The sequence below is a fragment of the Pseudomonas sp. LF020 genome, assembly GCF_053456425.1.
In genome coordinates, this window is the sequence record NZ_JBRFIX010000011.1 from 48,333 (window position 1) to 69,143 (window position 20,811).

At 61.4% G+C, this 20,811-nt stretch carries 18 protein-coding genes; 10 read left to right on the forward strand and 8 right to left on the reverse strand.

The features are described 5' to 3' along the window. Window positions 1-170: 170 nt before the first annotated feature. A complete protein-coding gene (katE, locus tag ACU680_RS23185; RefSeq protein ID WP_108591134.1) occupies window positions 171-2,312 on the forward strand; it encodes a catalase HPII in 2,142 nt (713 codons plus the stop codon). Window positions 2,313-2,388: 76 nt separating this feature from the next. Here katE and ACU680_RS23190 read toward each other — a convergent pair whose 3' ends face one another. Genes ACU680_RS23190 through ACU680_RS23205 form a run of 4 tightly spaced genes read right to left on the reverse strand, consistent with a single transcriptional unit; the run spans window position 2,389 to window position 5,188 of the window. Next, window positions 2,389-3,102 (reverse strand): PA5502 family lipoprotein, encoded by a 714-nt coding sequence (locus ACU680_RS23190; protein WP_007962765.1) that lies wholly within the window; start codon window positions 3,100-3,102, stop codon window positions 2,389-2,391. A 37-nt stretch (window positions 3,103-3,139) separates the two neighbouring features. Beyond that, complete coding sequence (gene znuB, locus ACU680_RS23195; RefSeq protein WP_042556960.1) at window positions 3,140-3,928, reverse strand: zinc ABC transporter permease subunit ZnuB; 789 nt, start codon at window positions 3,926-3,928, stop codon at window positions 3,140-3,142. After that, a complete protein-coding gene (gene znuC, locus ACU680_RS23200) occupies window positions 3,921-4,706 on the reverse strand; it encodes a zinc ABC transporter ATP-binding protein ZnuC (protein WP_448180605.1) in 786 nt (261 codons plus the stop codon). The genes znuB and znuC overlap by 8 nt, the downstream gene beginning before the upstream one ends. Continuing rightward, on the reverse strand, window positions 4,706-5,188 hold the full coding sequence (locus tag ACU680_RS23205; RefSeq protein WP_096797318.1) for a Fur family transcriptional regulator: 483 nt from the start codon (window positions 5,186-5,188) through the stop codon (window positions 4,706-4,708). Before ACU680_RS23205 ends, znuC begins: the two co-directional genes overlap by 1 nt. Before the next feature lie 66 nt (window positions 5,189-5,254). On the opposite strand from ACU680_RS23205, the gene ACU680_RS23210 reads away from it, so the two are divergent. Beyond that, complete coding sequence (locus ACU680_RS23210; protein ID WP_025112307.1) at window positions 5,255-6,175, forward strand: zinc ABC transporter substrate-binding protein ZnuA; 921 nt, start codon at window positions 5,255-5,257, stop codon at window positions 6,173-6,175. A gap of 127 nt (window positions 6,176-6,302) precedes the next feature. Here the strand turns inward: ACU680_RS23210 and ACU680_RS23215 are convergent, their stop codons facing one another. Next, window positions 6,303-7,256, reverse strand: coding sequence for a homoserine kinase (locus tag ACU680_RS23215; RefSeq protein ID WP_448180606.1), 954 nt, complete (start codon window positions 7,254-7,256; stop codon window positions 6,303-6,305). Window positions 7,257-7,317: 61 nt separating this feature from the next. Next, a complete protein-coding gene (locus tag ACU680_RS23220; protein WP_007962757.1) occupies window positions 7,318-7,614 on the reverse strand; it encodes a DUF2782 domain-containing protein in 297 nt (98 codons plus the stop codon). Between the two features lie 74 nt (window positions 7,615-7,688). Between ACU680_RS23220 and polA the strand changes: the two genes are divergently transcribed. Next, window positions 7,689-10,493, forward strand: coding sequence for a DNA polymerase I (polA, locus tag ACU680_RS23225; protein ID WP_448180607.1), 2,805 nt, complete (start codon window positions 7,689-7,691; stop codon window positions 10,491-10,493). 410 nt (window positions 10,494-10,903) lie between these two features. On the opposite strand, the gene yihA is transcribed toward polA, so the two are convergent. Beyond that, entirely contained in the window at window positions 10,904-11,554 is a 651-nt protein-coding gene (gene yihA / locus ACU680_RS23230; RefSeq protein WP_007962753.1) for a ribosome biogenesis GTP-binding protein YihA/YsxC, read from the reverse strand. A gap of 191 nt (window positions 11,555-11,745) precedes the next feature. Here yihA and ACU680_RS23235 point away from each other — a divergent pair, with 191 nt between their 5' ends. The 7 genes from ACU680_RS23235 to ACU680_RS23265 all read left to right on the forward strand — a co-directional run bounded on the left by ACU680_RS23235 (window position 11,746) and on the right by ACU680_RS23265 (window position 19,022). Then, window positions 11,746-12,051 (forward strand): c-type cytochrome, encoded by a 306-nt coding sequence (locus tag ACU680_RS23235; protein WP_329696837.1) that lies wholly within the window; start codon window positions 11,746-11,748, stop codon window positions 12,049-12,051. Window positions 12,052-12,083: 32 nt separating this feature from the next. Beyond that, window positions 12,084-12,701 (forward strand): c-type cytochrome, encoded by a 618-nt coding sequence (locus tag ACU680_RS23240; RefSeq protein WP_329696838.1) that lies wholly within the window; start codon window positions 12,084-12,086, stop codon window positions 12,699-12,701. A gap of 189 nt (window positions 12,702-12,890) precedes the next feature. Next, window positions 12,891-13,532: a thiol:disulfide interchange protein DsbA/DsbL gene (locus tag ACU680_RS23245; protein ID WP_448180608.1), complete on the forward strand. Its 642-nt coding sequence runs from the start codon at window positions 12,891-12,893 to the stop codon at window positions 13,530-13,532. A 14-nt stretch (window positions 13,533-13,546) separates the two neighbouring features. Further along, window positions 13,547-14,425 carry an endonuclease/exonuclease/phosphatase family protein gene (locus ACU680_RS23250; RefSeq protein WP_448180609.1) on the forward strand — a complete coding sequence of 293 codons (879 nt, stop codon included), beginning with the start codon at window positions 13,547-13,549 and terminating at the stop codon, window positions 14,423-14,425. After that, window positions 14,422-16,452 carry a diguanylate cyclase gene (locus tag ACU680_RS23255; RefSeq protein ID WP_448180610.1) on the forward strand — a complete coding sequence of 677 codons (2,031 nt, stop codon included), beginning with the start codon at window positions 14,422-14,424 and terminating at the stop codon, window positions 16,450-16,452. The genes ACU680_RS23250 and ACU680_RS23255 overlap by 4 nt, the downstream gene beginning before the upstream one ends. Window positions 16,453-16,552: 100 nt before the next feature. Further along, on the forward strand, window positions 16,553-17,332 hold the full coding sequence (locus tag ACU680_RS23260; RefSeq protein WP_367082262.1) for an N-acetylmuramoyl-L-alanine amidase: 780 nt from the start codon (window positions 16,553-16,555) through the stop codon (window positions 17,330-17,332). Between the two features lie 76 nt (window positions 17,333-17,408). Then, window positions 17,409-19,022: an EAL domain-containing protein gene (locus ACU680_RS23265; protein ID WP_448180651.1), complete on the forward strand. Its 1,614-nt coding sequence runs from the start codon at window positions 17,409-17,411 to the stop codon at window positions 19,020-19,022. Here ACU680_RS23265 and ACU680_RS23270 read toward each other — a convergent pair. After that, entirely contained in the window at window positions 19,019-20,809 is a 1,791-nt protein-coding gene (locus ACU680_RS23270; protein ID WP_448180611.1) for a KinB sensor domain-containing domain, read from the reverse strand. The genes ACU680_RS23265 and ACU680_RS23270 overlap by 4 nt on opposite strands. Between the last annotated feature and the right edge of the window lie 2 nt (window positions 20,810-20,811).

A 20,811-nucleotide genomic window follows, 5' to 3' on the forward strand; every position in this document is an offset into this window, starting at 1 on the left:
ATTTCGCAATTAACCTTCGATTTGGCAATAACAAGATCAAAGGTCATAAAAAAGGAACGCCCGTTCCTGCTCATTGGTCACTAGATAAGCGACTTGAAACCCTGGGTAACCGTGCCCGGAAACGCTCAAGAGTCCCCGTAAAAAGGGGTCAACCGAGGAGTTTACGTCTGATGAGCAGCAAGAAACCTACGACCGACAAAAGCCAACTGGCCGGAACCGATACCAAGGATCGCGCCAACACCAACGCCAAACTCGATAGCCTGGAGACATTCCGCTCCGACGCTACCGGCCAGGCCCTGCGCACCAATCAAGGGGTGAAGGTCGCCGATAACCAGAACACCCTCAAGGTCGGCGCGCGTGGGCCGTCGTTGCTGGAAGACTTCATCATGCGTGAGAAAATCACGCACTTTGACCATGAGCGCATTCCGGAGCGCATCGTGCATGCGCGCGGCACCGGCGCGCATGGTTTCTTCCAGGCCTACGAGAACCATTCGGCGCTGACCAAGGCCGGTTTCCTGCAAGACCCGGGGAAAAAGACGCCAGTGTTCGTGCGTTTTTCCACGGTGCAGGGGCCGCGCGGTTCCGGCGATACCGTGCGTGACGTGCGCGGTTTCGCGGTGAAATTCTTCACCGACGAAGGCAACTTCGACCTGGTCGGCAACAACATGCCGGTGTTCTTCATCCAGGACGCGATCAAGTTCCCCGACTTCGTCCATGCGGTGAAACCCGAGCCGCACAACGAAATCCCCACTGGCGGCTCGGCCCACGACACCTTCTGGGACTTCGTCTCGCTGGTACCGGAATCGGCGCACATGGTGATCTGGGCGATGTCCGACCGGGCAATCCCGAAAAGCCTGCGCAGCATGCAGGGCTTTGGCGTGCACACTTTCCGCCTGGTCAATGCCGAGGGCAAATCGCGCTTCGTCAAATTCCACTGGCGCCCCACCGCCGGCACTTGCTCGCTGGTGTGGGACGAGGCGCAGAAGCTCGCCGGTAAAGACACCGACTACCATCGTCGCGACCTCTGGGAAGCCATTGAAATGGGCGACTACCCGGAATGGGAACTGGGCGTTCAGATCATCGAGGAAGAAAACGAGCACGACTTCGATTTCGACATCCTCGACCCGACCAAGCTGATCCCCGAAGAGATCGTGCCGATCACCCCGCTGGGCAAAATGACCCTGAACCGCAACCCCGACAACTTCTTCGCCGAGACCGAGCAGGTCGCGTTCTGCCCGGGCCACATCGTGCCGGGGATCGACTTTTCCAACGATCCGCTGCTGCAAGGCCGGCTGTTTTCCTACACCGATACGCAAATCAGCCGACTCGGTGGGCCGAACTTTCATGAGCTGCCGATCAACCGCCCGGTGGCGCCGTTCCACAACGGTCAGCGCGATGCCCAGCACCGCACGGTGATCGACAAGGGTCGCGCGTCTTATGAACCAAACTCGATCGATGGCGGCTGGCCGAAGGAAACCCCGCCGGCGGCTAAAGATGGCGGCTTCGAGAGCTACCCGGAACGCATCGATGCGAACAAGATCCGCCAGCGCAGCGAGTCGTTCAGTGACCACTTCTCCCAGGCACGGCTGTTCTTCAACAGCATGAGCCCGCACGAGAAGGAGCACATCATCGCTGCCTACAGCTTCGAGCTGGGCAAGGTGGAACGTGAGTTCATCCGTGCCCGTGAGGTGAACGAGATTCTCGCCAACATCGACCTGGAACTGGCCAAACGCGTAGCAGCCAACCTGGGCCTGCCGGCGCCGAGCAAAGGCACGGTCGAGGTGCGTAAAACCTCGTTCGATCATTCACCGGCGCTGAGTCAGGCCAACCTGCTGCCAGAGAACATCAAAACTCGCAAAGTGGCGATTCTTGCGGCTAACGGCGTCGATGGTGCGGCTATTGATGCGATGAAGAAGGCCTTGGCGGCAGAAGGTGCACACGCCAAGCTGCTCGGCCCTACTTCGGCACCTGTGAAGACCGCCGACGGTAAAGCCCTGCCGGTGGACGCCTCCATGGAAGGCATGCCTTCAGTGATCTTCGATGCGGTTTTCGTGCCTGGTGGCGCGGCGTCGATCAAGGCGCTGAGCGCTGATGGCGTGGCGCTGCACTACGTGTTGGAGGCGTACAAGCACCTGAAGGCGATTGCACTGCACGGCGATGCCAAGCAATTGCAGGATCTGCTGAAGCTTGAGGCGGATGACGGGTTGCTGCAGGGCAAGGATGTGCCGGGGTTGACCAAGCCGTTCTTCGCCGCGATCGGACAGCATCGGGTCTGGGCGCGGGAACCTAAGGCCAAGGCCATTCCAGCCTAAAGCAAAAGATCGCAGCCTTCGGCAGCTCCTACAGGGATTACTTGCACCTGTAGGAGCTGCCGGAGGCTGCGATCTTTTAGGGTTTGGCTGGAATCAGAACCATCTGCGCCGGCACGGTGCGCAGGATCTGTTTTTCAATCTTCAGCTCGAAATCCGGATTCAATTTCTTCACGCGCTTGCTCAGCAACGTCGCCAGCCATGGATAATCCTGGGTGCGCGGCGCCTGAATGCTCACAGCGCACTCATAATTCACCACATCGGCGGCGATGGCATCCAGTTGCCGGCGAAGTTTGCGGCTATCGTTGATGTTCAGCGCAACCGTGGTGCTTTCCGCCGTCGGGTCGATGACCTTGGCTTTCGGCTTGGCTTCAGCTGCCAGCAGCGCGGCTTCGGCTTTCTCCAGCTCGGCTTTACGGGCTTCGGTGATGGCGCCGTTGACGCCACCGGTAAGCGCCGGGGCTTTGGGCATCAGGGCGCGGGCACGGCTCAGCGCGGTGGCAGCAGCGTTCACATCACCTTTCTGCAAGACGATCTGGCTGCGGCGCAGGTAGGCTTCGGCCAACTGACGCTGGTATTGCTCGAGGGACTGATCGTTGGGCGTTTCGGTCTGCAACGCGGCCAATTGGTCTTCGGCGGTGGCCAGTTCGCTGCTGGCCAGGCTTTGCTCCAGCTGTGCGATGGCCGTGGCCCGCGCGTCGGGGGCTTCGGCCACCGGCGGCGTGCTTTGGCAGGCGCCCAGCAGCACGGAAAATGCGACAAGGAGCAGATAACGGGAGGCGAACGGCTTCATTCCTGCGACTCTCTAATTGCGCAAAAAGCGAGCAAGTCTACACCCCTCGACGGGGCAGAACAAAACTCAGCAGAAACAGTGCGGCCGCCGTCACAACGATCGACGGCCCCGCCGGGGTGTCCTTGAACCATGACAGCGCCAGCCCGCCACACACCGCGAGCATGCCCAGCAGGCTCGCGCCCAGCGCCATCTGCTCCGGGGAGCGGGCGTGACGTTGTGCCGCAGCCGCCGGGATGATCAGCAGCGAAGTAATCAGCAACACACCGACGATCTTCATCGCCACCGCGATCACCACTGCAATCAACAGCATCAGCGCCATGCGCAGGCCCGCCACCGGCAGGCCCTCGACCCTCGCCAATTCCTCATGCACGGTGATCGCCAGCAGCGGCCGCCACAGCGTCACCAGCAGCACCAGTACTGCCGCGCTGCCGCCGAGGATCCACGCCAGGTCGGTCGGGCTGATCGCCAGCAGGTCGCCGAACAGGTAGGCCATCAGGTCGATCCGCACTTCATGCATGAAGCTTAGTACCACCAGCCCGAGAGAGAGCGTGCTCGGTGCAAGAATCCCCAACAGCGTGTCGGAGGCCAGCGGCTGGCGCTGTTGCAAGGTCACCAGCAGCACTGCAAGCAGCAGACAGCCGACAGTCACCGCAACAGTCGGGCTGACATCCAGCAGAAAGCCCAGCGCCACGCCGAGCAGCGCGGCGTGGGACAGGGTGTCGCCGAAGTAGGCCATGCGCCGCCAGACCACGAACGAACCCAATGGCCCGGCGACCACCGCCAATGCCAGACCTGCAAGCAGGGCATACAACAGAAAATCAGCCATGCTTGCAGTGGTCTCCGTGAACGTGGGTGTGGCCCGCACCGGGCGCCTTGACCACCGAACCGTGCAGGTCGTGGGCGTGGTCGTGATGGTGGTGATAGATCGCCAGACTCGGCGCATTCTTGCCGAACAGCTCGACGAACGCCGGATCGCCGCTGACCTGCTCGGGGTGCCCGGAGCAGCAGACGTGACGGTTCAGGCACACCACCTGATCGGTGGTGCTCATCACCAGATGCAGATCGTGGGACACCATCAGCACGCCGCAGCCGTGACGGTCACGCAGGCGGGTGATCAGGCTGTACAGCTCGGCTTGCCCGGCGACATCGACGCCTTGCACCGGCTCATCCAGCACCAGCAGTTCCGGCTCGCGCAACAAGGCACGGGCCAGCAGCACGCGCTGCATTTCGCCACCGGAAACACTCTGCACCGGGCTGTCGATGACGTGTTCGGCACCGACTTCCTTGAGCGCCGCCAATGCACGCGGACGGTCGACGCCGGGCACCAGGCGCAGGAAGCGCAGTACCGACAGCGGCAAGGTCGGATCGACGTGCAGCTTTTGCGGCATGTAGCCGACGCGCAGTTTCGGCTTGCGCCAGACGCTGCCGCTGTCCGGCTTCAACAGCCCGAGCACGGCGCGCACCAGGGTGGTCTTGCCGGCGCCGTTGGGGCCGATCAGGGTGACGATCTGTCCCGACTCGACGCTCAGCTCGATGTTGTCCAGCACGGTCTGGCCGGCAAAGGTGACAGCGACCTGCTGAAGACGGATCAACGGGTTGCTCATCAAGCCCCCTGGCAACCGGAGCACAGGCCGACCACTTCGACGGTCTGCGCTTCAACAATGAAACCGACATCTTTGGCGCTGTGGATGATCGCGTCGCTGATGGCTTTCTGTTCCAGCTCGATCGCGGCGTGGCAGTCGCGGCAGATCAGGAACTGGCCCTGATGCGCATGCTCGGGATGCACGCAACCGACGAAGGCGTTGAGCGAGGAAATGCGGTGCACCAGGCCGTTTTCCAGAAGGAAATCCAGCGCGCGGTACACGGTCGGCGGCGCGGCACGGCGGCCGTCCTGCTCGCTCAGTACCGCGAGAATGTCGTAGGCGCCCAGCGGCTTGTGGCTCTGCCACACCAGTTCCAGCACCCGCCGGCGCAGCGCAGTCAGGCGCAGGCCTTTCTGGGCGCACAAGGTATCGGCCTCGGTCAGTGCGCTGTGCACGCAATGAGAGTGGTCGTGGGGACGGCTGGCAATCGGTGTAATAGGCATGGGCGGCGACGAGTTTTGATAGAGACGTTATTATGTTACCCGTTCTCGCCTCCTTGAGTGGTCATCGTGTCCCGACTTTTTTCTGTTTTTGTGGCTTTTGTCGCCAGTTTTCTGCTGATCGGTTCGGCTCAGGCCGAGGTCAAGGTTCTCACCAGCATCAAACCGCTGCAGTTGATTGCCGCGGCCGTGCAGGACGGTGTAGCCATCCCGGAAGTGCTGCTGCCGCCGGGCGCGTCGCCGCACAACTACGCGCTGCGCCCATCCGACGTGCGCAAGGTGCAATCGGTGGACCTGCTGTACTGGATCGGCCCGGACATGGAAGGTTTCCTGCCGCGCGTGTTGAACGGTCGTACGTTGCCGAGCGTCGCCGTGCAGGACCTGCCGGGCATGAAGTTGCGCCGCTTTGCCGAAGACAGCCACTCCCACGCCGAAGACGCCGACGAGCATGATCACGATCACCGCCCGGGCACCCTTGATGCCCATTTGTGGCTATCGCCGGTCAATGCGCGGGTTATTGCCGACAAGATGGCGGCCGACCTCAGCGCTGCCGACCCAGCCAACGCCGAACGCTATCAGAGCAACGCCAAGGCCTTCGACGAGCGTCTCGATGCGCTGGACGCGCGCTTGAAGAAGCGTCTGGCCGGCATTGAAGGCAAACCCTACTTCGTGTTCCACGAAGCCTTCGATTACTTCGAGGACGCTTACGGCCTGAAACACACTGGCGTGTTCAGCGTGGCCGCCGAAGTGCAGCCGGGTGCGCAGCATGTGGCTGCGATGCGCAAGCGCCTGCAGGAAGTGGGCAAGACCTGTGTGTTCAGCGAACCGCCGCTGCGTCCACGCCTGGCGGAAACCCTGGTGGCTGGCCTGCCGGTGAAGCTGGCGGAACTGGATGCGCTGGGCGGATATACGCCGGCGACGGCTCAGGGGTATGAGCAGGTGCTGGAGAAACTGGGCAACGATCTGGCCGGGTGCCTGGAATCGTTGTAACAGCGCAAAACCTATGGCGAGGAAGCTTGCTCCCGCTTGAGTGCACAGCACTCACAAAAATCAGGCTGACTGCCAGAATTTTGGGGCCGCTTCGCAGCCCAGCGCGAGCAAGCTCGCTCGCCACAAATTAAAGCGCGAACGGCAGAGGGGTGCTGACCTGCTGCCGCTGCGCCAAGCGCTGCTCGAATTCCTTCGGATCGTGAATCAGCACGTCCTGCCCGGCAAACTGCTCGGCGGCAATCAACCGCGACAGCCAGAACCGCACACAGGCCACGCGCAGCACGGTCGGCCATAGCTCCGCTTCGGCGGCAGTGAACGGACGCAGCGCCGCATAGGCACCGAGGAAAGCGCGGGCACGCGGCCCGTCAATCAAGCCTTCCTCGTCCGAACACCAATCGTTCAACGCAATCGCCACGTCATAGAGCATCGGCCCCGAGCAGGCGTTGTAGAAGTCGATCAACCCGGTCAGGTGCGTGCCTTCGAACATCGCGTTATCGCGGAACAGATCCGCATGAATGTTGGCCCGTGGCAGCGCGAGGATTCTGTCTTTCTGCGCCGTGATTTCCTCCAGCGCCTTGTGCAGCAGCGCACGCGGCTCGTCCGCCAGATGCGAGAGAAACTCGGTGCCCTCCTCCAGCATCCAGTCCAGACCGCGATCGGTCTTGCGCTTGATCATGCGCTCGCCCTGGGTCGCCAGGTGCAGATGCGCCTGCAGTTCGCCGACCTGCGCACAATGCTGGGCATTGGCAACTTTGATGTGTTTGCCGGACAGACGCGGTTGCAGCAGCGCCGGTTTCCCCTTCAGTTCACGCAGGGCCACGCCGTCGGTGGTGCGCAGCGCGTAAGGCACCGGCAGATCCGCCTCGTGCAGCACGTCGAGCAGGTCGATGAAGAACGGCATTTCCTGCACAGGGCCGCGCTCGACCAGGGTCAGGACGAATTCGCCCTGCTCCAGGCTGATGAAGAAATTGGTGTTTTCGCTGCCGGCGGCGATCCCCTGGAAATCAAGCAGACGGCCGAGCCCGTAAGGGGCGAGAAAGGTTTCCAGCTCGGGCCGAGCCAGGGGGGTGAACACAGACATGGTTAAAAACTGCTCAGTTCGGGCGCCGCTGTCGAGCGGCGCCGATTAAAAGTCGGGAATCTTACTTCCAGGTAAAGATTTCCCACGACGGAATCAGCATATCCGGCTGGTCGGAACGGATGTAGTTCACGTCCGAACCATCGGCACGCACCAGAAAATACGGTTTGCCACCCTTCGGCGTGACCTTGATCGCATAGACGAAGCCGCTGCGGCTGTATTCCTGAATGACCTTGTCGCCTTCGGTGTGCGTGTTGATGGTAACTTCCGGCTCCTTTGACGGCGCATCATCCGCCGCCATCGCGGCCAATGGTGAGGCAGCAATCAAACCGACCAGCAGCAAGCGATTTAACGTACGCATGATAACCTTGTCCCTTTGTCGTCAACGGTCCCGCTATTCTAGCGCCGGGCCCGCCGAAAAGGTTGATTCTGCTCATGAGCCAAGCCCCCCTCGTCCTGGTGGACGGTTCGTCTTACCTGTACCGCGCTTTCCATGCACTGCCACCGCTGACCACCTCCAAAGGCCTGCCGACCGGCGCGGTCAAAGGTGTGCTGAACATGCTCAAGAGTCTGCGCAAGCAGTACCCGGACAGCCCGTTCGCCGTGGTCTTCGACGCCAAGGGCGGGACGTTTCGCGATGAGATGTACGCCGAATACAAGGCCAACCGTCCAAGCATGCCCGACGACATGCGCGTGCAGATCGAGCCACTGCACCAGAGCGTGATCGCCCTCGGCTTCCCGCTGCTGTGCGTGGACGGCGTCGAGGCTGACGACGTGATCGGCACGCTGGCCCGCAGCAGCGCAGCAGCGGATCGGCCAGTGATCATCTCCACCGGTGACAAGGACATGGCGCAACTGGTCGACGGTCACATTACCTTGGTCAACACCATGTCCGGTAGCTCGATGGACGTGGAGGGCGTGAAGGAGAAATTCGGCGTCGCTCCCGAGCAGATCATCGATTATCTAGCCCTGATGGGCGATTCTTCCGACAACATCCCAGGCGTTCCCGGCATCGGTCCCAAGACCGCTTCCGGTTTGCTGGTTGGCGTCAACGGCGGCCTCACCGAGCTTTACGCGAATCTCGACATCGTGCCGACGCTGCCGATCCGCGGGGCCAAAACCCTGCCGGCCAAGCTCGAAGAGCACAAGGAGATGGCCTTCCTCTCCTATCAACTGGCAACGATCAAGGTCGACGTGCCGCTGGACATCGGCCTCGACGACCTGCAAATGGGCGCGGAAGACCCGGCCAAGCTCTACGAGCTCTACACCCTGCTGGAATTCAAGAGCTGGCTGAATGATCTGGATCGCGACGCCAAGCGCCAGGAACTGAGCGCAGCCGCCGAGCCTGCGCCGGCTGGCGATCTGTTCAGCGCACCAGCGGACGAAGCGCCTGCCGCCCCCGCTGAAGCCGCCTACGAAACCATTCTCGACCAGACGCGTTTCGACGCCTGGCTGGAGAAACTGAACGACGCCAAGCTGTTCGCCTTCGACACCGAAACCACCGGCATCGACGCGCAACAGGCGCAACTGGTCGGCCTGTCGTTCGCAGTGCAGGCCAACGAAGCGGCGTACATTCCGCTGACCCACTCCTACATCGGTGTGCCCGAGCAGCTGGATCGCGACACCGTGCTGCGCGCGCTCAAGCCGATCCTGGAAGACCCGAACAAACTCAAGGTCGGCCAGCACGCCAAGTTCGACATGAACATTCTGGCCAACTGCGCCATCGGCGGCGATCAGAGCCAGGGCATCAACGTGCGCGGGATCGCCTTCGACACCATGCTTGAGTCCTACGTGCTCAACTCTACCGCCACCCGCCACGACATGGACAGCCTCGCGCAGAAGTACCTGGATCACACCACCGTGAGCTTCCAGGACATCGCCGGCAAAGGCGCCAAGCAGCTGACCTTCGACCAGATCGCCCTGGAGCAGGCCGGCCCGTACGCCGCCGAAGACGCCGACATTACCCTGCGCCTGCACCAGACCCTGTTCGACAAACTCAGCGCGATCCCGAGCCTGGCCAGCGTCCTGACCGACATCGAGATTCCGCTGGTGCCGGTGCTGGCGCGCATCGAACGCCAAGGCGCGTTTGTCGACGCTGAGCTGCTCGGCATCCAGAGCATCGAGCTGGGCAACAAGATGGTCGCGCTGGAGCGCGAAGCGTTTGAAATCGCCGGCGAAGAATTCAACCTCGGCTCGCCCAAGCAGCTGGGCGTGATCCTCTACGAAAAGCTCGGCCTGCCGGTGCTGAAGAAAACCGCCAAGGGCCAACCATCGACCGCCGAGGAAGTCCTGGCGAAACTGGCTGAGGATGATCACCGTTTGCCGAAAGTGCTGATGGAACACCGTTCCATGAGCAAGCTGAAAAGCACCTACACCGATCGCCTGCCGGAGCAGATCAACCCGCGAACCGGGCGTATCCACACCTCGTACCACCAGGCCGTGGCGTCCACCGGGCGTTTGTCTTCCAGCGATCCGAACCTGCAGAACATCCCGGTGCGTACCGCTGAAGGCCGGCGTATCCGTCAGGCGTTCGTCGCGCCAAAGGGCTACAAACTGCTGGCGGCGGACTATTCGCAGATCGAACTGCGGATCATGGCGCACCTGTCCAAAGACGAAGGCCTGATGAACGCCTTCCGCAACAATCTGGACGTGCACACCGCGACCGCCGCTGAAGTGTTCAAGGTCGAGCTCAATGAAGTGACCTCCGACCAGCGCCGTGGCGCCAAGGCGATCAACTTCGGCCTGATCTACGGCATGGGCGCGCAGAAGCTCGGCAAGGACATCGGCGTCGATACCAAGACTGCCAAGGCTTACATCGACACCTACTTTGCCCGCTACCCGGGTGTGCGCGACTACATGGAGCGCACCCGCAAACAGGCTGCGGATCAAGGTTATGTGGAAACCTTCTTCGGTCGTCGCCTGTACCTGCCGGAAATCAACTCGAACAAGCCGCAGGAACGCGCTGCCGCCGAACGCACGGCGATCAACGCGCCGATGCAAGGCACCGCCGCCGATATCATCAAGAAAGCCATGGTGGCAGTGGATAACTGGCTGGCGTCTTCGGGGCTGGATGCCAAAGTCATCCTGCAGGTGCACGACGAACTGGTGCTGGAGGTTCGTGAGGATCTGGTCGATCAGGTGAGTCAGGAAATCCGCCTGCACATGAGCGAAGCGGCGAAACTGGACGTGCCGTTGCTGGTGGAAGTCGGCGTCGGCAACAACTGGGATGAGGCGCACTGAGGCGTCTGGAACGGGCGTTTGCCGTGACACACTGTCGCGGCAAACGCCCGAAAAGCGCTTATTTCGAAACGCGCTTGCGGTTATTCCAAAGCTTTTTGAAAAAAATCTGAACTAATCTGACAACTCACTACTCAGAGATACTGAATGGCTGGTGAAGCCCTTCGATGCTCCTATGTTGTGTTAAGTGTTGGCAGATATCTGAACCCCGCCCTAGCGGTTCGGAACTTGAACCCCGGAACTTCTCCCTCCCCATATGAAGTCCGGGGCTTTTTTTGCCCAAAAACTGCCTGTGGCGCAGCCAGACTGCGTTAAAAGCGCAGTTAAAAATGCTCATTTAGGTTCCCTAAACTCCGCTTTTTACCAGCGCTTTTGCCTTGCCTGGCAGCACCACAGACAGTTTTGAAATTCCCTTATTCTGCCTCGGTCGCCGCTTCGGCGCCCTTGTCCGCCAATTCCATCCAGCCTGCCAACACAGTGTAGGCCTCTTCCAGGCCCATGCGTTTTGGTGCGGAGAACAGCTGGATCGTCACCAGATCACCCCAACCCTTGCGGATTTCCGCCTGCACCTTGAGCAGCGTGTTCTTGGCGGCGCCGTAGGTCAGTTTGTCGGCCTTGGTCAGCAGGATGTGCATCGGCATGCCGGCGGCAACCGCCCAGTCGAGCATCAGCAGGTCGAAGTCGGTCATTGGATGACGGATGTCCATCATCAGAATCAAACCCTTCAAACTCTCGCGGCCACCGAGGTAAGCCTCGAGGTGACGCTGCCAGTGTTGCTTGAGCGGGATCGGTACTTTTGCATAACCGTAGCCCGGCAGGTCGACCAGACGCCGTTCATCGTCTAGCTTGAAGAAGTTCAACAGCTGTGTGCGACCCGGGGTTTTCGAGGTGCGCGCCAGGCTGGCGTGAGTCAGGGTGTTCAGTGCGCTGGATTTGCCGGCGTTGGAACGACCGGCGAATGCCACTTCGAAGCCTTCGTCGTCAGGGCATTGATCGACTTTGGCGGCACTGAGCATGAACGTGGACTGTTGGCACAGGCCGAGGATGGGATTCTTGAGTTGCATGGGATTTCCGATGTGGGCGGCGCCGGGATTGGGCGCGGAACGCGGTGTCGCTTCCGTTTCAGTGACGCCAGTATATAATGCCGCAGATTTTGTGTGTGCTTTGTCCCAGCGAAGGATGAAGTTCACGAGAGCCAAAGACCTTGATTGCGCATCAGAACGCAGAACGCTCTCAACCCTGAAAAGGTCGTTTTATGACGAAATGGCTGCTGGCTGCCGGAGTCCTGATACCGCTTTGCGGCGCACAGGCTACACAGGAACCGGAAGCCGTGTACAACCGTGTTTGTGGTGCCTGTCATTCCGGCCAACTACCCATGGCGCCCGAAAGAGGCGATCAGGCAGCTTGGACGCCGAGGTTGGCGAAAGGTATGGAGACGCTGGTGCAACACGTGACCCAGGGTTTCAAGGCGATGCCGCCGCGTGGTTTGTGCATGGACTGCAGTGCCGAGGATTACCGAGCCATCATCCTCTGGATGAGCAAGAGTAAGCCCGGTCCATAACTCTTAACCCTTAGCCGTAGTTGGATTAGCTGATGAACAAATTGATCGTGAGTCTGCTGTTGACCGTGGGAATTTCAGGCTTCGCCCATGCTGCCGGCGATGCCGCCGCCGGCCAGGCCAAAGCCGCCGTATGCGGGGCCTGCCATGGTCCGGATGGCAACAGCATGGCGCCAAACTTCCCGAAACTGGCCGGTCAAGGTGAACGCTACCTGACCAAGCAACTGCACGACATCAAGTCGGGCAAGCGCACCGTTCTGGAGATGACGGGCCTGCTGACCAACCTGAGCGATCAGGATCTGGCCGACATCGCCGCCTACTTCGCCAGCCAGAAAGGCAGCGTCGGCGCCGCTGATCCAAAAATCGTCGCCCGTGGTGAAGCCCTGTTCCGTGGCGGCAACCTGGAAAAAGGCCTGCCGGCCTGCACCGGCTGCCACTCGCCGAACGGTGCCGGCAACGCCGCCGCCGGTTTCCCGCACCTGGGTGGCCAGCACGCGCAATACATCGCCAAGCAACTGACCGACTTCCGCAAGGAAGACCCGGCCGCCGGCCGCAGCAACGATGGCGACGCGATGACCATGCGCACCATCGCGCGCAAACTGAGCGATGAAGACATCGCCGCAGTCGCCACCTACATTCAAGGTCTGCACTGAGACCGCACATGGCAGCGATAGAACTCGGGCAACGTTAACGCTCGATTAATCCGTCGCAGCAAGTATAAAAAGGGTGGCTTTGGCCGCCCTTTTTTGTGGCCGCTGCCGTTACACTACAGAACTCATGCCCGCCAGGATCTGTCTGAAAACAGGTCGCGCGAGGCGACCAAAATTGTCCAGGAGTAAAGCATGCGTAATCTGATCATCAGCGCCGCTCTCGTCGCTGCCAGCCTGTTCGGCGTGACCGCCCAGGCTGCCGAAGCACCCGCCGCCCCTTACGTCGAATTGGCCAACCCGGTGCCGGTGGCAGAACCAGGCAAGATCGAAGTGGTGGAGCTGTTCTGGTACGGCTGCCCGCACTGCTACGCGTTCGAGCCGGTGATCAATCCATGGGTTGAGAAATTACCATCGGACGTCAACTTCGTGCGTATTCCTGCAATGTTCGGCGGCCCGTGGGATGCTCACGGCCAGATGTTCCTGACCCTGGAAGCGATGGGTGTCGAGCACAAGGTTCACGCTGCCGTGTTTGAAGCCATCCAGAAGCAACACAAGCGCCTGACCGACCCACAGGAAATGGCCGAATTCCTGGCTACCCAAGGCGTCGACAAAGACAAGTTTCTCGCAACTTTCAACTCGTTCGCCATCAAAGGCCAGATCGTAAAAGCCAAAGAGTTGGCCAAGAAGTATGAGATCAGTGGCGTTCCGACCATGATCGTCAACGGCAAGTACCGCTTCGACATCGGCTCTGCCGGTGGTGCCGAAGAAGCCCTGAAGCTGGCTGACCAACTGGTCGCCAAAGAGCGAGCGGCCAACAAGGCAGCTGCCAACTAAGCGCGGTTACCGCCATGCGCCGCTGGGGTACCGAACAGATCGTTGGCCTGCATGATCCGCAGGTCAACGAGCATCACCTGGAGTCCACGGGCCTGCCCGCAGACCATCGTCTGCGCCTGCTCAGTTTCAATATCCAGGTCGGCATCAGCACCGAGCGCTATCGGCATTACCTGACCCGCAGCTGGCAGCACCTGCTGCCGCACACCGGGCGCTCTGGCAATCTGCAAAAGATCGGCGACCTGCTTGGCGACTTCGACCTGGTCGCGCTGCAGGAGGCCGATGGCGGCAGCCTGCGTTCAGGCTACGTCAATCAAGTCGAACACCTGGCCCATCTCGGCGCCTTCCCCTACTGGTATCAACAACTCAATCGCAACCTCGGCCGACTGGCCCAGCACAGCAATGGCGTGCTCAGTCGCCTGAAGCCGTGGGCGATCGAAGATCATCCGCTGCCCGGCCCGAAAGGTCGCGGCGCGATCCTGCTGCGTTTCGGCGAAGGTCCGGAGGCGCTCGTGGTGGTGATGATGCATCTGGCGCTTGGCGCACGGGTACGCAGCCTGCAACTGGCCTATATTCGTGACCTGATCAGTGGCTACAAGCACCAGATATTGATGGGCGACATGAACACCCATGCCAGTGATCTGCTACAACAGTCACCGTTACGCGATCTCGGCCTGCTGGCCCCGCAGATGCAAGCCACGTTTCCCAGCTGGCGGCCGCAGCGATGCCTTGATCATATTTTGCTCAGCCCGACCCTGACCCTGGAAAAGGTCGAAGTGCTGGCCCAACCCATTTCCGATCACCTGCCGGTCGCGGTAGAGATTCGTCTGCCGGGTTCGCTCACGGCCGATGCATTGCCCGCGTTGAGTCCTGCCCCTCGCGGAACCCCTGAATGAGCGATGACGCCCAGCGCTGGAAAGAGAAGTACCTCAAAAGCATCGAACAACAGGACAAGCTCGAACGCCGCTGGGCCGCCCGGCTGGACTTGCTGCGTCGTGGCCTGGTGCGCAGCACGTTGGCCGCTGAAGGCACCGACAAGGTCGTTGATCAGTGCATGAAAGAGATGCGCGAGGTGGTGCGCACCGACGACATGGACGCCGGTCTTGCCGCCTTGCTGCCGCGTCTGGAAAAAGCCGTGCTCGATTCCGAGCAGCGCCGCGAAACCCGAATCGATCAGGTCAGCACCGCACTGACCGCGCTGGTCACCCAGCTGCAAGCCTTGCCGCTGCCGCGAGAGGTCGCCCAACCGCTGAAGAAATTCGCCAAGCAACTCGACAGTCGGGTCGGCCAGGCGCGGGAAATGCCGCTGCTGCTGAGCGAACTCAGTGGTTTGCAGGGCAAGGCATTGAGCCAGCTGGAAACGCCGCCCGAGCCCGACCGGCCGGGCTTTTTGCAGCGCCTGTTTGGCAGCCGTGACAGTGAAGGGACGCCAGAGGCCACGGATCAACCTCAGGCGCCAGCGCCGAGCCATGCTGAACCTGCGTTGGAGCCGGTACCCGCGCCAACCGCAGCGGCCATCGCGCAACCACCAGAGGCCGAGCATAAGCAAACGCCAGCAGTGCAACCCCAAGCCGAATCACCTGTGTTCGCGTTCGTGCCTCCGGTCATTGCTGCCGAGCCGATCAGCGAACCCGTTGCTGCGACTGCACTGCCAGCGGCTGAACCTGAAGCCGAATGGCCGATCACCCCGATCACAGCGTCAGCGCCTGCTGCCGAGTTCAACCCCGACGAGTTGATCCACCCGGGCGACATCCCGGCGCCGTTGCTCCTCGACAGCCTGCCCCTGCCCGAACCGATTGCCCAGGCCTTGGCCGCCATCGATCCGGAGCAACCCGAGCAGGACATTCTGTATGCCCTGCCCGACTCGCCGGAGCCGTCTTACAGCTCGGTGGCCAAACACATCGAAGATACGCTGATCGGGCTACTCGATGACCTGACCCTGCCCGAACGCCATCGCCCGCAGGCCGAGGCCATGCGCGATCGCTTGAAAAATGGCCTGAACTGGTATGAATTGCTGCCGATTCTCGATGATCTTGCGACATTGATGCTGGCAATCACCGACAGCGGCCAGCACGAATTCGAAGCTTATCTGCAGCAACTCAACGAACGTCTCGAAGCCTTCCAGAGCAACCTGCAGGCCGCCAGCGAGGGCCACGCCGACAACAGCTCGGCGGCGCGGGCGATGGACACGCAAATCCGCGAACAGGTCGATGGCTTGCAGACCAGCGTGCAGGAAGCAGCCGATCTGGATGATCTCAAGCAAGTGCTGGAGAACCACCTCGAAGGCCTGCTCGGCACCATGGACCAGCACCAGAAACAACGCGATGCCCGCGAGCAGGAAGTGGCAGCGCGCCTCAAAGGCCTGGCCGAGCGTGTGGCGCACATGGAGCAGGAAGCCCTGGGTTTCCGCGAACACCTGGAAGAACAACGGCAGAAAGCCCTGATCGACCCACTCACCGGCCTGCCCAACCGCGCCGCCTGGAGCGAACGGCTGGAACACGAGATCAAACAGTGGCAGCAACACGGCAATACCTTGAGCCTGGCGATGCTCGACCTCGATCATTTCAAGCGCATCAACGACAACTACGGCCATCTGGCCGGTGACAAAGTGCTGAAGATCATCGCCACGGTGCTGCGCAAACGCCTGCGCGCTGCGGATTTCATTGCTCGCTTTGGTGGCGAGGAGTTCGTGCTGTTGTTGCCGGCCACCACGCCGGCCGTGGGCGCCAAACTGCTGGAATCCCTGCGTGCGGCCATCGAAGCCTGTCCGTTTCACTTCAAGGGTGGACGGGTGACGATCACCATTTCCATGGGCCTGGCGTCGTTCAAAACGGGAGAACACAGCGATCTGGTGCTCAAAAGAGCCGATCAGGCGCTGTACCGGGCGAAAAATGCCGGACGTAACCGGGTCGAGCTGGGCTGAGCAATTGTTCCATTTTGTTTAATTCAGCCCGCCGGCCGTCGAGATCCGAGGCAGTACGTTACACTGTTGCATTACTGTCTTGCGTGTACTGTCTCCTGCCATGAAATTTTTTAGCCTTCTCGCGTCGCTGCTCGTTCTGGCCGGTTGTGCCAGCGGCCCGCGTTACGACACCAGCCATCCTTCGGCCAATCACGACAGCCGCGTGCAGTTCGTGATCGTGCATTACACCTCGGCGTCGCTCGCGCGTTCGCTGCAACTGCTGACCCACGGCGAAGTCAGCAGCCACTACCTGATCGGCGACGACAAGAGCGCCACCATCTACAAACTGATGGATGAAAACCAGCGCGCCTGGCACGCCGGGGAAAGCCAATGGCAGGGCCGTACCTGGCTCAACTCCAGTTCGATCGGCATCGAAATCGTCAATCCAGGCTTCAAGGACACGCCGACCGGGCGCCTCTGGTACCCGTACAGCGAAGCGCAAATTCAATCGCTTATCGTCCTGCTCAAGGACATCAGCCAGCGTCAGGGCATCAGCCCCCGCCATATCATCGGCCACAGCGACATCGCGCCCCTGCGCAAACTCGACCCCGGCCCACTGTTCCCATGGAAGCGTCTGGCCGCCGAGGGTCTCGGCGTATGGCCCAACGAACAAGCGGTAGCCCGGCAACAAGTGCAATTCAACGCCGAACTGCCGAGCATTAGCTGGTTCCAGGAACAACTGGCGCGTGTCGGTTATGACACCGCGCAAACCGGCGAGCTGGATGTAGCGACGCGCCATGTGCTCGCAGCGTTCCAGATGCACTTCCGCCCTTCCCGTTTCGACGGTTTGCCGGACGCGCAAACAGCCGCGTTGTTGCTGGTACTCAATCAGACAAAATAATGACGCCCGCCCGACGGTCAGGGCGAAATCGAAATCAGCAGCTATAACTCATTGGTAATTCTTCGGATATTCCATGATGGTTGCTACCCGAGCGACGCTGCGTAGCTGGTTTTATCGCCCGTGGTTTTTGGCGATGATCGCGGCTGTCCTCAGTGCAAGCCTGCTGATCGCCGGCGGAATGTTCGTCGCCATGCGCCAGATCGAACAGAACGAGAGTCAGGAGATGAACGCTCAGGGCGAGCGTTTTCTGGCCCGCCTCGAGCAACTGTTCGGGCAATTGCGCGAAAGTCTCGATGACCTCCAGGCACAGCCGTTGCGCAGTTGCGATGAGGAAATGATCGCCACCCTGCAACAGGTCACTTTCAACTATCGCTTCGTCTATGAAGCGGCCTACATGGACGGCTCGCGGATCTGCTCCAACCGCCCCCGGCAGGAAGGGCTGTCGGTCGTCCGCGCGCCGGACATCAAGGGCCCGACTTACAGCTACTGGCTCAATACCACCACCGAACCCGATGAAAACCGCGCGGCGCTGATGCTCGGGCGCGGCAACTTCCGTGTCGCAACCTCCCGCGGACATTTGACCGACATGGTCGACCTGCCACCGGACAGCAGCCTGCTGGTGGTACTGGATCACGGCAAGCGAGCGATTCCGGTACTCGGCACCGCGCAGACCTGGCCACCGAGCGAAACCTGGCCACCCAAGAGCCGCGAAGCCCTGCAAGTCACCCAGTCACGGCTGATCTACCGCATGCCGACCAACAATCCGGAATACCAGTTGGTGCTGATCACCCCGCGCAGCGGCATGCACATTCCCACCGTCTGGTGGTGGATGGTGCCAGCCTGCCTGCTGCTGGGGGCGTTTGCCGGATTCTTCGTGTTTCTGCTGGTGCGCCAGCGCCAGTCACTGGACGCCGAGCTGCAGGGTGCGATTCGGCGTGGCGAGCTGCAAGTGCTGTATCAACCAATCTTCGACCTCGACAGCCGCAATTGCGTGGGCGCCGAAGCCCTGCTGCGCTGGCGCCGCCCGGATGGCACGCTGACCAGCCCCGACCTGTTCATTCCGTTGGCGGAAAACACCGGGCAGATTCGGCAGATGACCGATTTCGTCCTGCAACGGCTGCTGGAACAATTGGGGCCGGTGCTGCGCGCCAATCCGCAGCTGTACATCTCGGTCAACCTCGCGGCGTGCGACGTGATGGTGCCGCGCATCGGCCAGGTCATGGCCAGGCTGTTGACCCTGCACCGGGTCGCAGCGCGGCAGATTGCCTTCGAAGTCACCGAGCGCGGGCTGATCGACGTGGTGGTGGCGCGGGAGAACCTGCAAGCCTTGCGCGATGTCGGGCATCAGGTGTTGATCGACGATTTCGGCACCGGTTATTGCAGCCTCGCCTACCTGCAGACGTTGCCGGTGGATTGCCTGAAGATCGACAAGGCCTTCATCGACGCACTCGGTCACGACGCGGCCAGCAGCGGCGTTGCTCCGCACATCATTCACATGGCGCAGGCACTGGATCTGAAGGTGATTGCCGAAGGCATCGAGCACGAAGCGCAAGCCGTGTTTCTGAGCAGTGAGGGGGTCAAGTTCGGTCAGGGCTGGCTGTTCGCCCAGGCCTTGAGTGCGGTGCAGTTCATCGAACTGATCACCCGCGGACGGCGCCTCGCCGGACGCCGGCTGGATGACGAAGCCTAGACCGCCAGCGCCATGTAGAACTGCGTGCCCTGCCCCGGCCGCGAATAGACGCCCATGCGTCCGCCATGTAACTGGACGATTTCCTTGCACAGCGCCAAGCCAAGGCCGGCGCCGCCCTTCTTGCGCCCGACCTGCACGAAAGGTTCGAAAATCCTCCCTTGCTGCCCATAGGCAATGCCTTCGCCGTTGTCCTCGACGCTGATGATCACCCGCTCGCCATGCCGGCGCGCCTGCAGGCGAATCTGCCCGTCACGAGCGGTGTGGCGCAGGGCATTGTCGATCAGGTTGTCGAGCACCCGGTCGAGTTGCGCCTGATCGGCCTGCAGGCGCGGCAACGGCCCCTGCACTTCGACGTTCAAGGCAATGCCCTTGGCCGCCGCCGAATCAGCGAAGCGCGACTGCGCCTGTTCCAGCAAATCTTCAATGGAGCACGGCGCCAGGGTGAGTTTCTGCAGGCCGTTCTGATAGCGCGAGAAGTTAAGCAAGTCGTTGATCAACTGCATCAGGCGCTGCATTTCTTCATTGACCGTGTCGAGCAGGTCCGCCTCACGTGACTCCGGGGGAAACTTCGCCCGCTCGCGAAACAGCCCGAACGCCATGTGCATGCCGGTGACCGGTGTGCGCAGCTCATGGGAGGCACGCAGCACGAACTCGCTGCGTACGCGTTCGAAGGCGCGCTGCTCGGTGACGTCGTGCAGCACCATCACCGCACCAAGAATATGCCCCTGAGTGTGGCTGACCGGCGTCAGGCTGTAGGTCAGCAAGCGTGATTCGCCATCGACCTCGATGCTCAAATCTTCCGGAGCGCGCTCAAGGGTGCCGCCGCGCAGCACCAGTTGCAGCTGTGCGTCGAGCTCCGGGCGCTCAAGCGCGCTGCCGAGACCCTGGCCAAGACGGTCACTGTCCCAGCCCAACTGACGCTGGGCCACAGGATTAAGGTGCTCCAGATGCCCTTCGCGGTCGATCATCAGCAAGCCATCGTCGATGCTGTCGAGCACCGCCTGCAAGCGCTGCTGACCGGCCAGCAGTTCGTCGACGTTGGTCGCCTGATGCTCGCGCAGCGCCTCGGCCATCAGCCCGAAGCGCTTGGTCAACTGGTTCATTTCCATCGCCGAGGAAATCGGCAGCGTCACCTCGAAATTGCCCTGGCCGATGTTGTCCGCCGCTTGCGCCAGCGCCTCGATCGGCGCGCCGAAACGCCGGGCAATCGCATGCGCGGTGACAAAGCCGATGATCAACACCGCCAGCCCTACCAGTCCCAGCAGGCCGGCGACCAGCAGCGCTCGCTCCCGGGCGTGATGCTGGACCGCGTTGATGTTGTCCAGCGCATGCTTGTGCTCGGCAATCAAACCATTGCGCAAAATGTTGAAGCGTTCTCTGAGGTCACTGTTGCCGCTGAGCACATTGCCCGGATCACGCGACAGCTCGAACGCCTGGAGAAAACTCAGGTAGTCGGCCTTGGCCTGAGTAAACCCATACTGGTGACCATCGTCGTCTGCCTCCTGCGAAATGCCTTCATCGAGCAATTGCAGGTAATGCTGCTTTGACGCTTCGAACGCGGCGGGATCGGGTTTCTCGGCCAGCATCAGCACCAACTGGTCGCCGAGGGTCTGGCGCAATTTGAGCCCCAGGTCGAGGGTCACGAAGTTGCTGCGGATCGTCGCTTCCTGAGTACCGGCCATCTGCATCACGCTGACCAGCCCGAGCAACAACCCGAGCAAGGCGACCGTGATCAGCGCAGAAATGCTCAGAAACAAGCGCGTGCGCAACTTCATCGCCAGCTTCATCG

Coding starts and splice junctions, on each gene's coding strand:
- ACU680_RS23250 (WP_448180609.1), top strand. CDS start 13,547: ATGCGCCGCTGGGGTACCGAACAGATCGTTGGCCTGCATGATCCGCAG.
- ACU680_RS23265 (WP_448180651.1), top strand. CDS start 17,409: ATGGTTGCTACCCGAGCGACGCTGCGTAGCTGGTTTTATCGCCCGTGG.
- katE (WP_108591134.1), top strand. CDS start 171: ATGAGCAGCAAGAAACCTACGACCGACAAAAGCCAACTGGCCGGAACC.
- ACU680_RS23235 (WP_329696837.1), top strand. CDS start 11,746: ATGACGAAATGGCTGCTGGCTGCCGGAGTCCTGATACCGCTTTGCGGC.
- ACU680_RS23270 (WP_448180611.1), bottom strand. CDS start 20,809: ATGAAGCTGGCGATGAAGTTGCGCACGCGCTTGTTTCTGAGCATTTCT.
- ACU680_RS23255 (WP_448180610.1), top strand. CDS start 14,422: ATGAGCGATGACGCCCAGCGCTGGAAAGAGAAGTACCTCAAAAGCATC.
- yihA (WP_007962753.1), bottom strand. CDS start 11,554: ATGCAACTCAAGAATCCCATCCTCGGCCTGTGCCAACAGTCCACGTTC.
- ACU680_RS23205 (WP_096797318.1), bottom strand. CDS start 5,188: ATGCCTATTACACCGATTGCCAGCCGTCCCCACGACCACTCTCATTGC.
- znuB (WP_042556960.1), bottom strand. CDS start 3,928: ATGGCTGATTTTCTGTTGTATGCCCTGCTTGCAGGTCTGGCATTGGCG.
- znuC (WP_448180605.1), bottom strand. CDS start 4,706: ATGAGCAACCCGTTGATCCGTCTTCAGCAGGTCGCTGTCACCTTTGCC.
- ACU680_RS23220 (WP_007962757.1), bottom strand. CDS start 7,614: ATGCGTACGTTAAATCGCTTGCTGCTGGTCGGTTTGATTGCTGCCTCA.
- ACU680_RS23215 (WP_448180606.1), bottom strand. CDS start 7,256: ATGTCTGTGTTCACCCCCCTGGCTCGGCCCGAGCTGGAAACCTTTCTC.
- ACU680_RS23190 (WP_007962765.1), bottom strand. CDS start 3,102: ATGAAGCCGTTCGCCTCCCGTTATCTGCTCCTTGTCGCATTTTCCGTG.
- ACU680_RS23245 (WP_448180608.1), top strand. CDS start 12,891: ATGCGTAATCTGATCATCAGCGCCGCTCTCGTCGCTGCCAGCCTGTTC.
- polA (WP_448180607.1), top strand. CDS start 7,689: ATGAGCCAAGCCCCCCTCGTCCTGGTGGACGGTTCGTCTTACCTGTAC.
- ACU680_RS23260 (WP_367082262.1), top strand. CDS start 16,553: ATGAAATTTTTTAGCCTTCTCGCGTCGCTGCTCGTTCTGGCCGGTTGT.
- ACU680_RS23240 (WP_329696838.1), top strand. CDS start 12,084: ATGAACAAATTGATCGTGAGTCTGCTGTTGACCGTGGGAATTTCAGGC.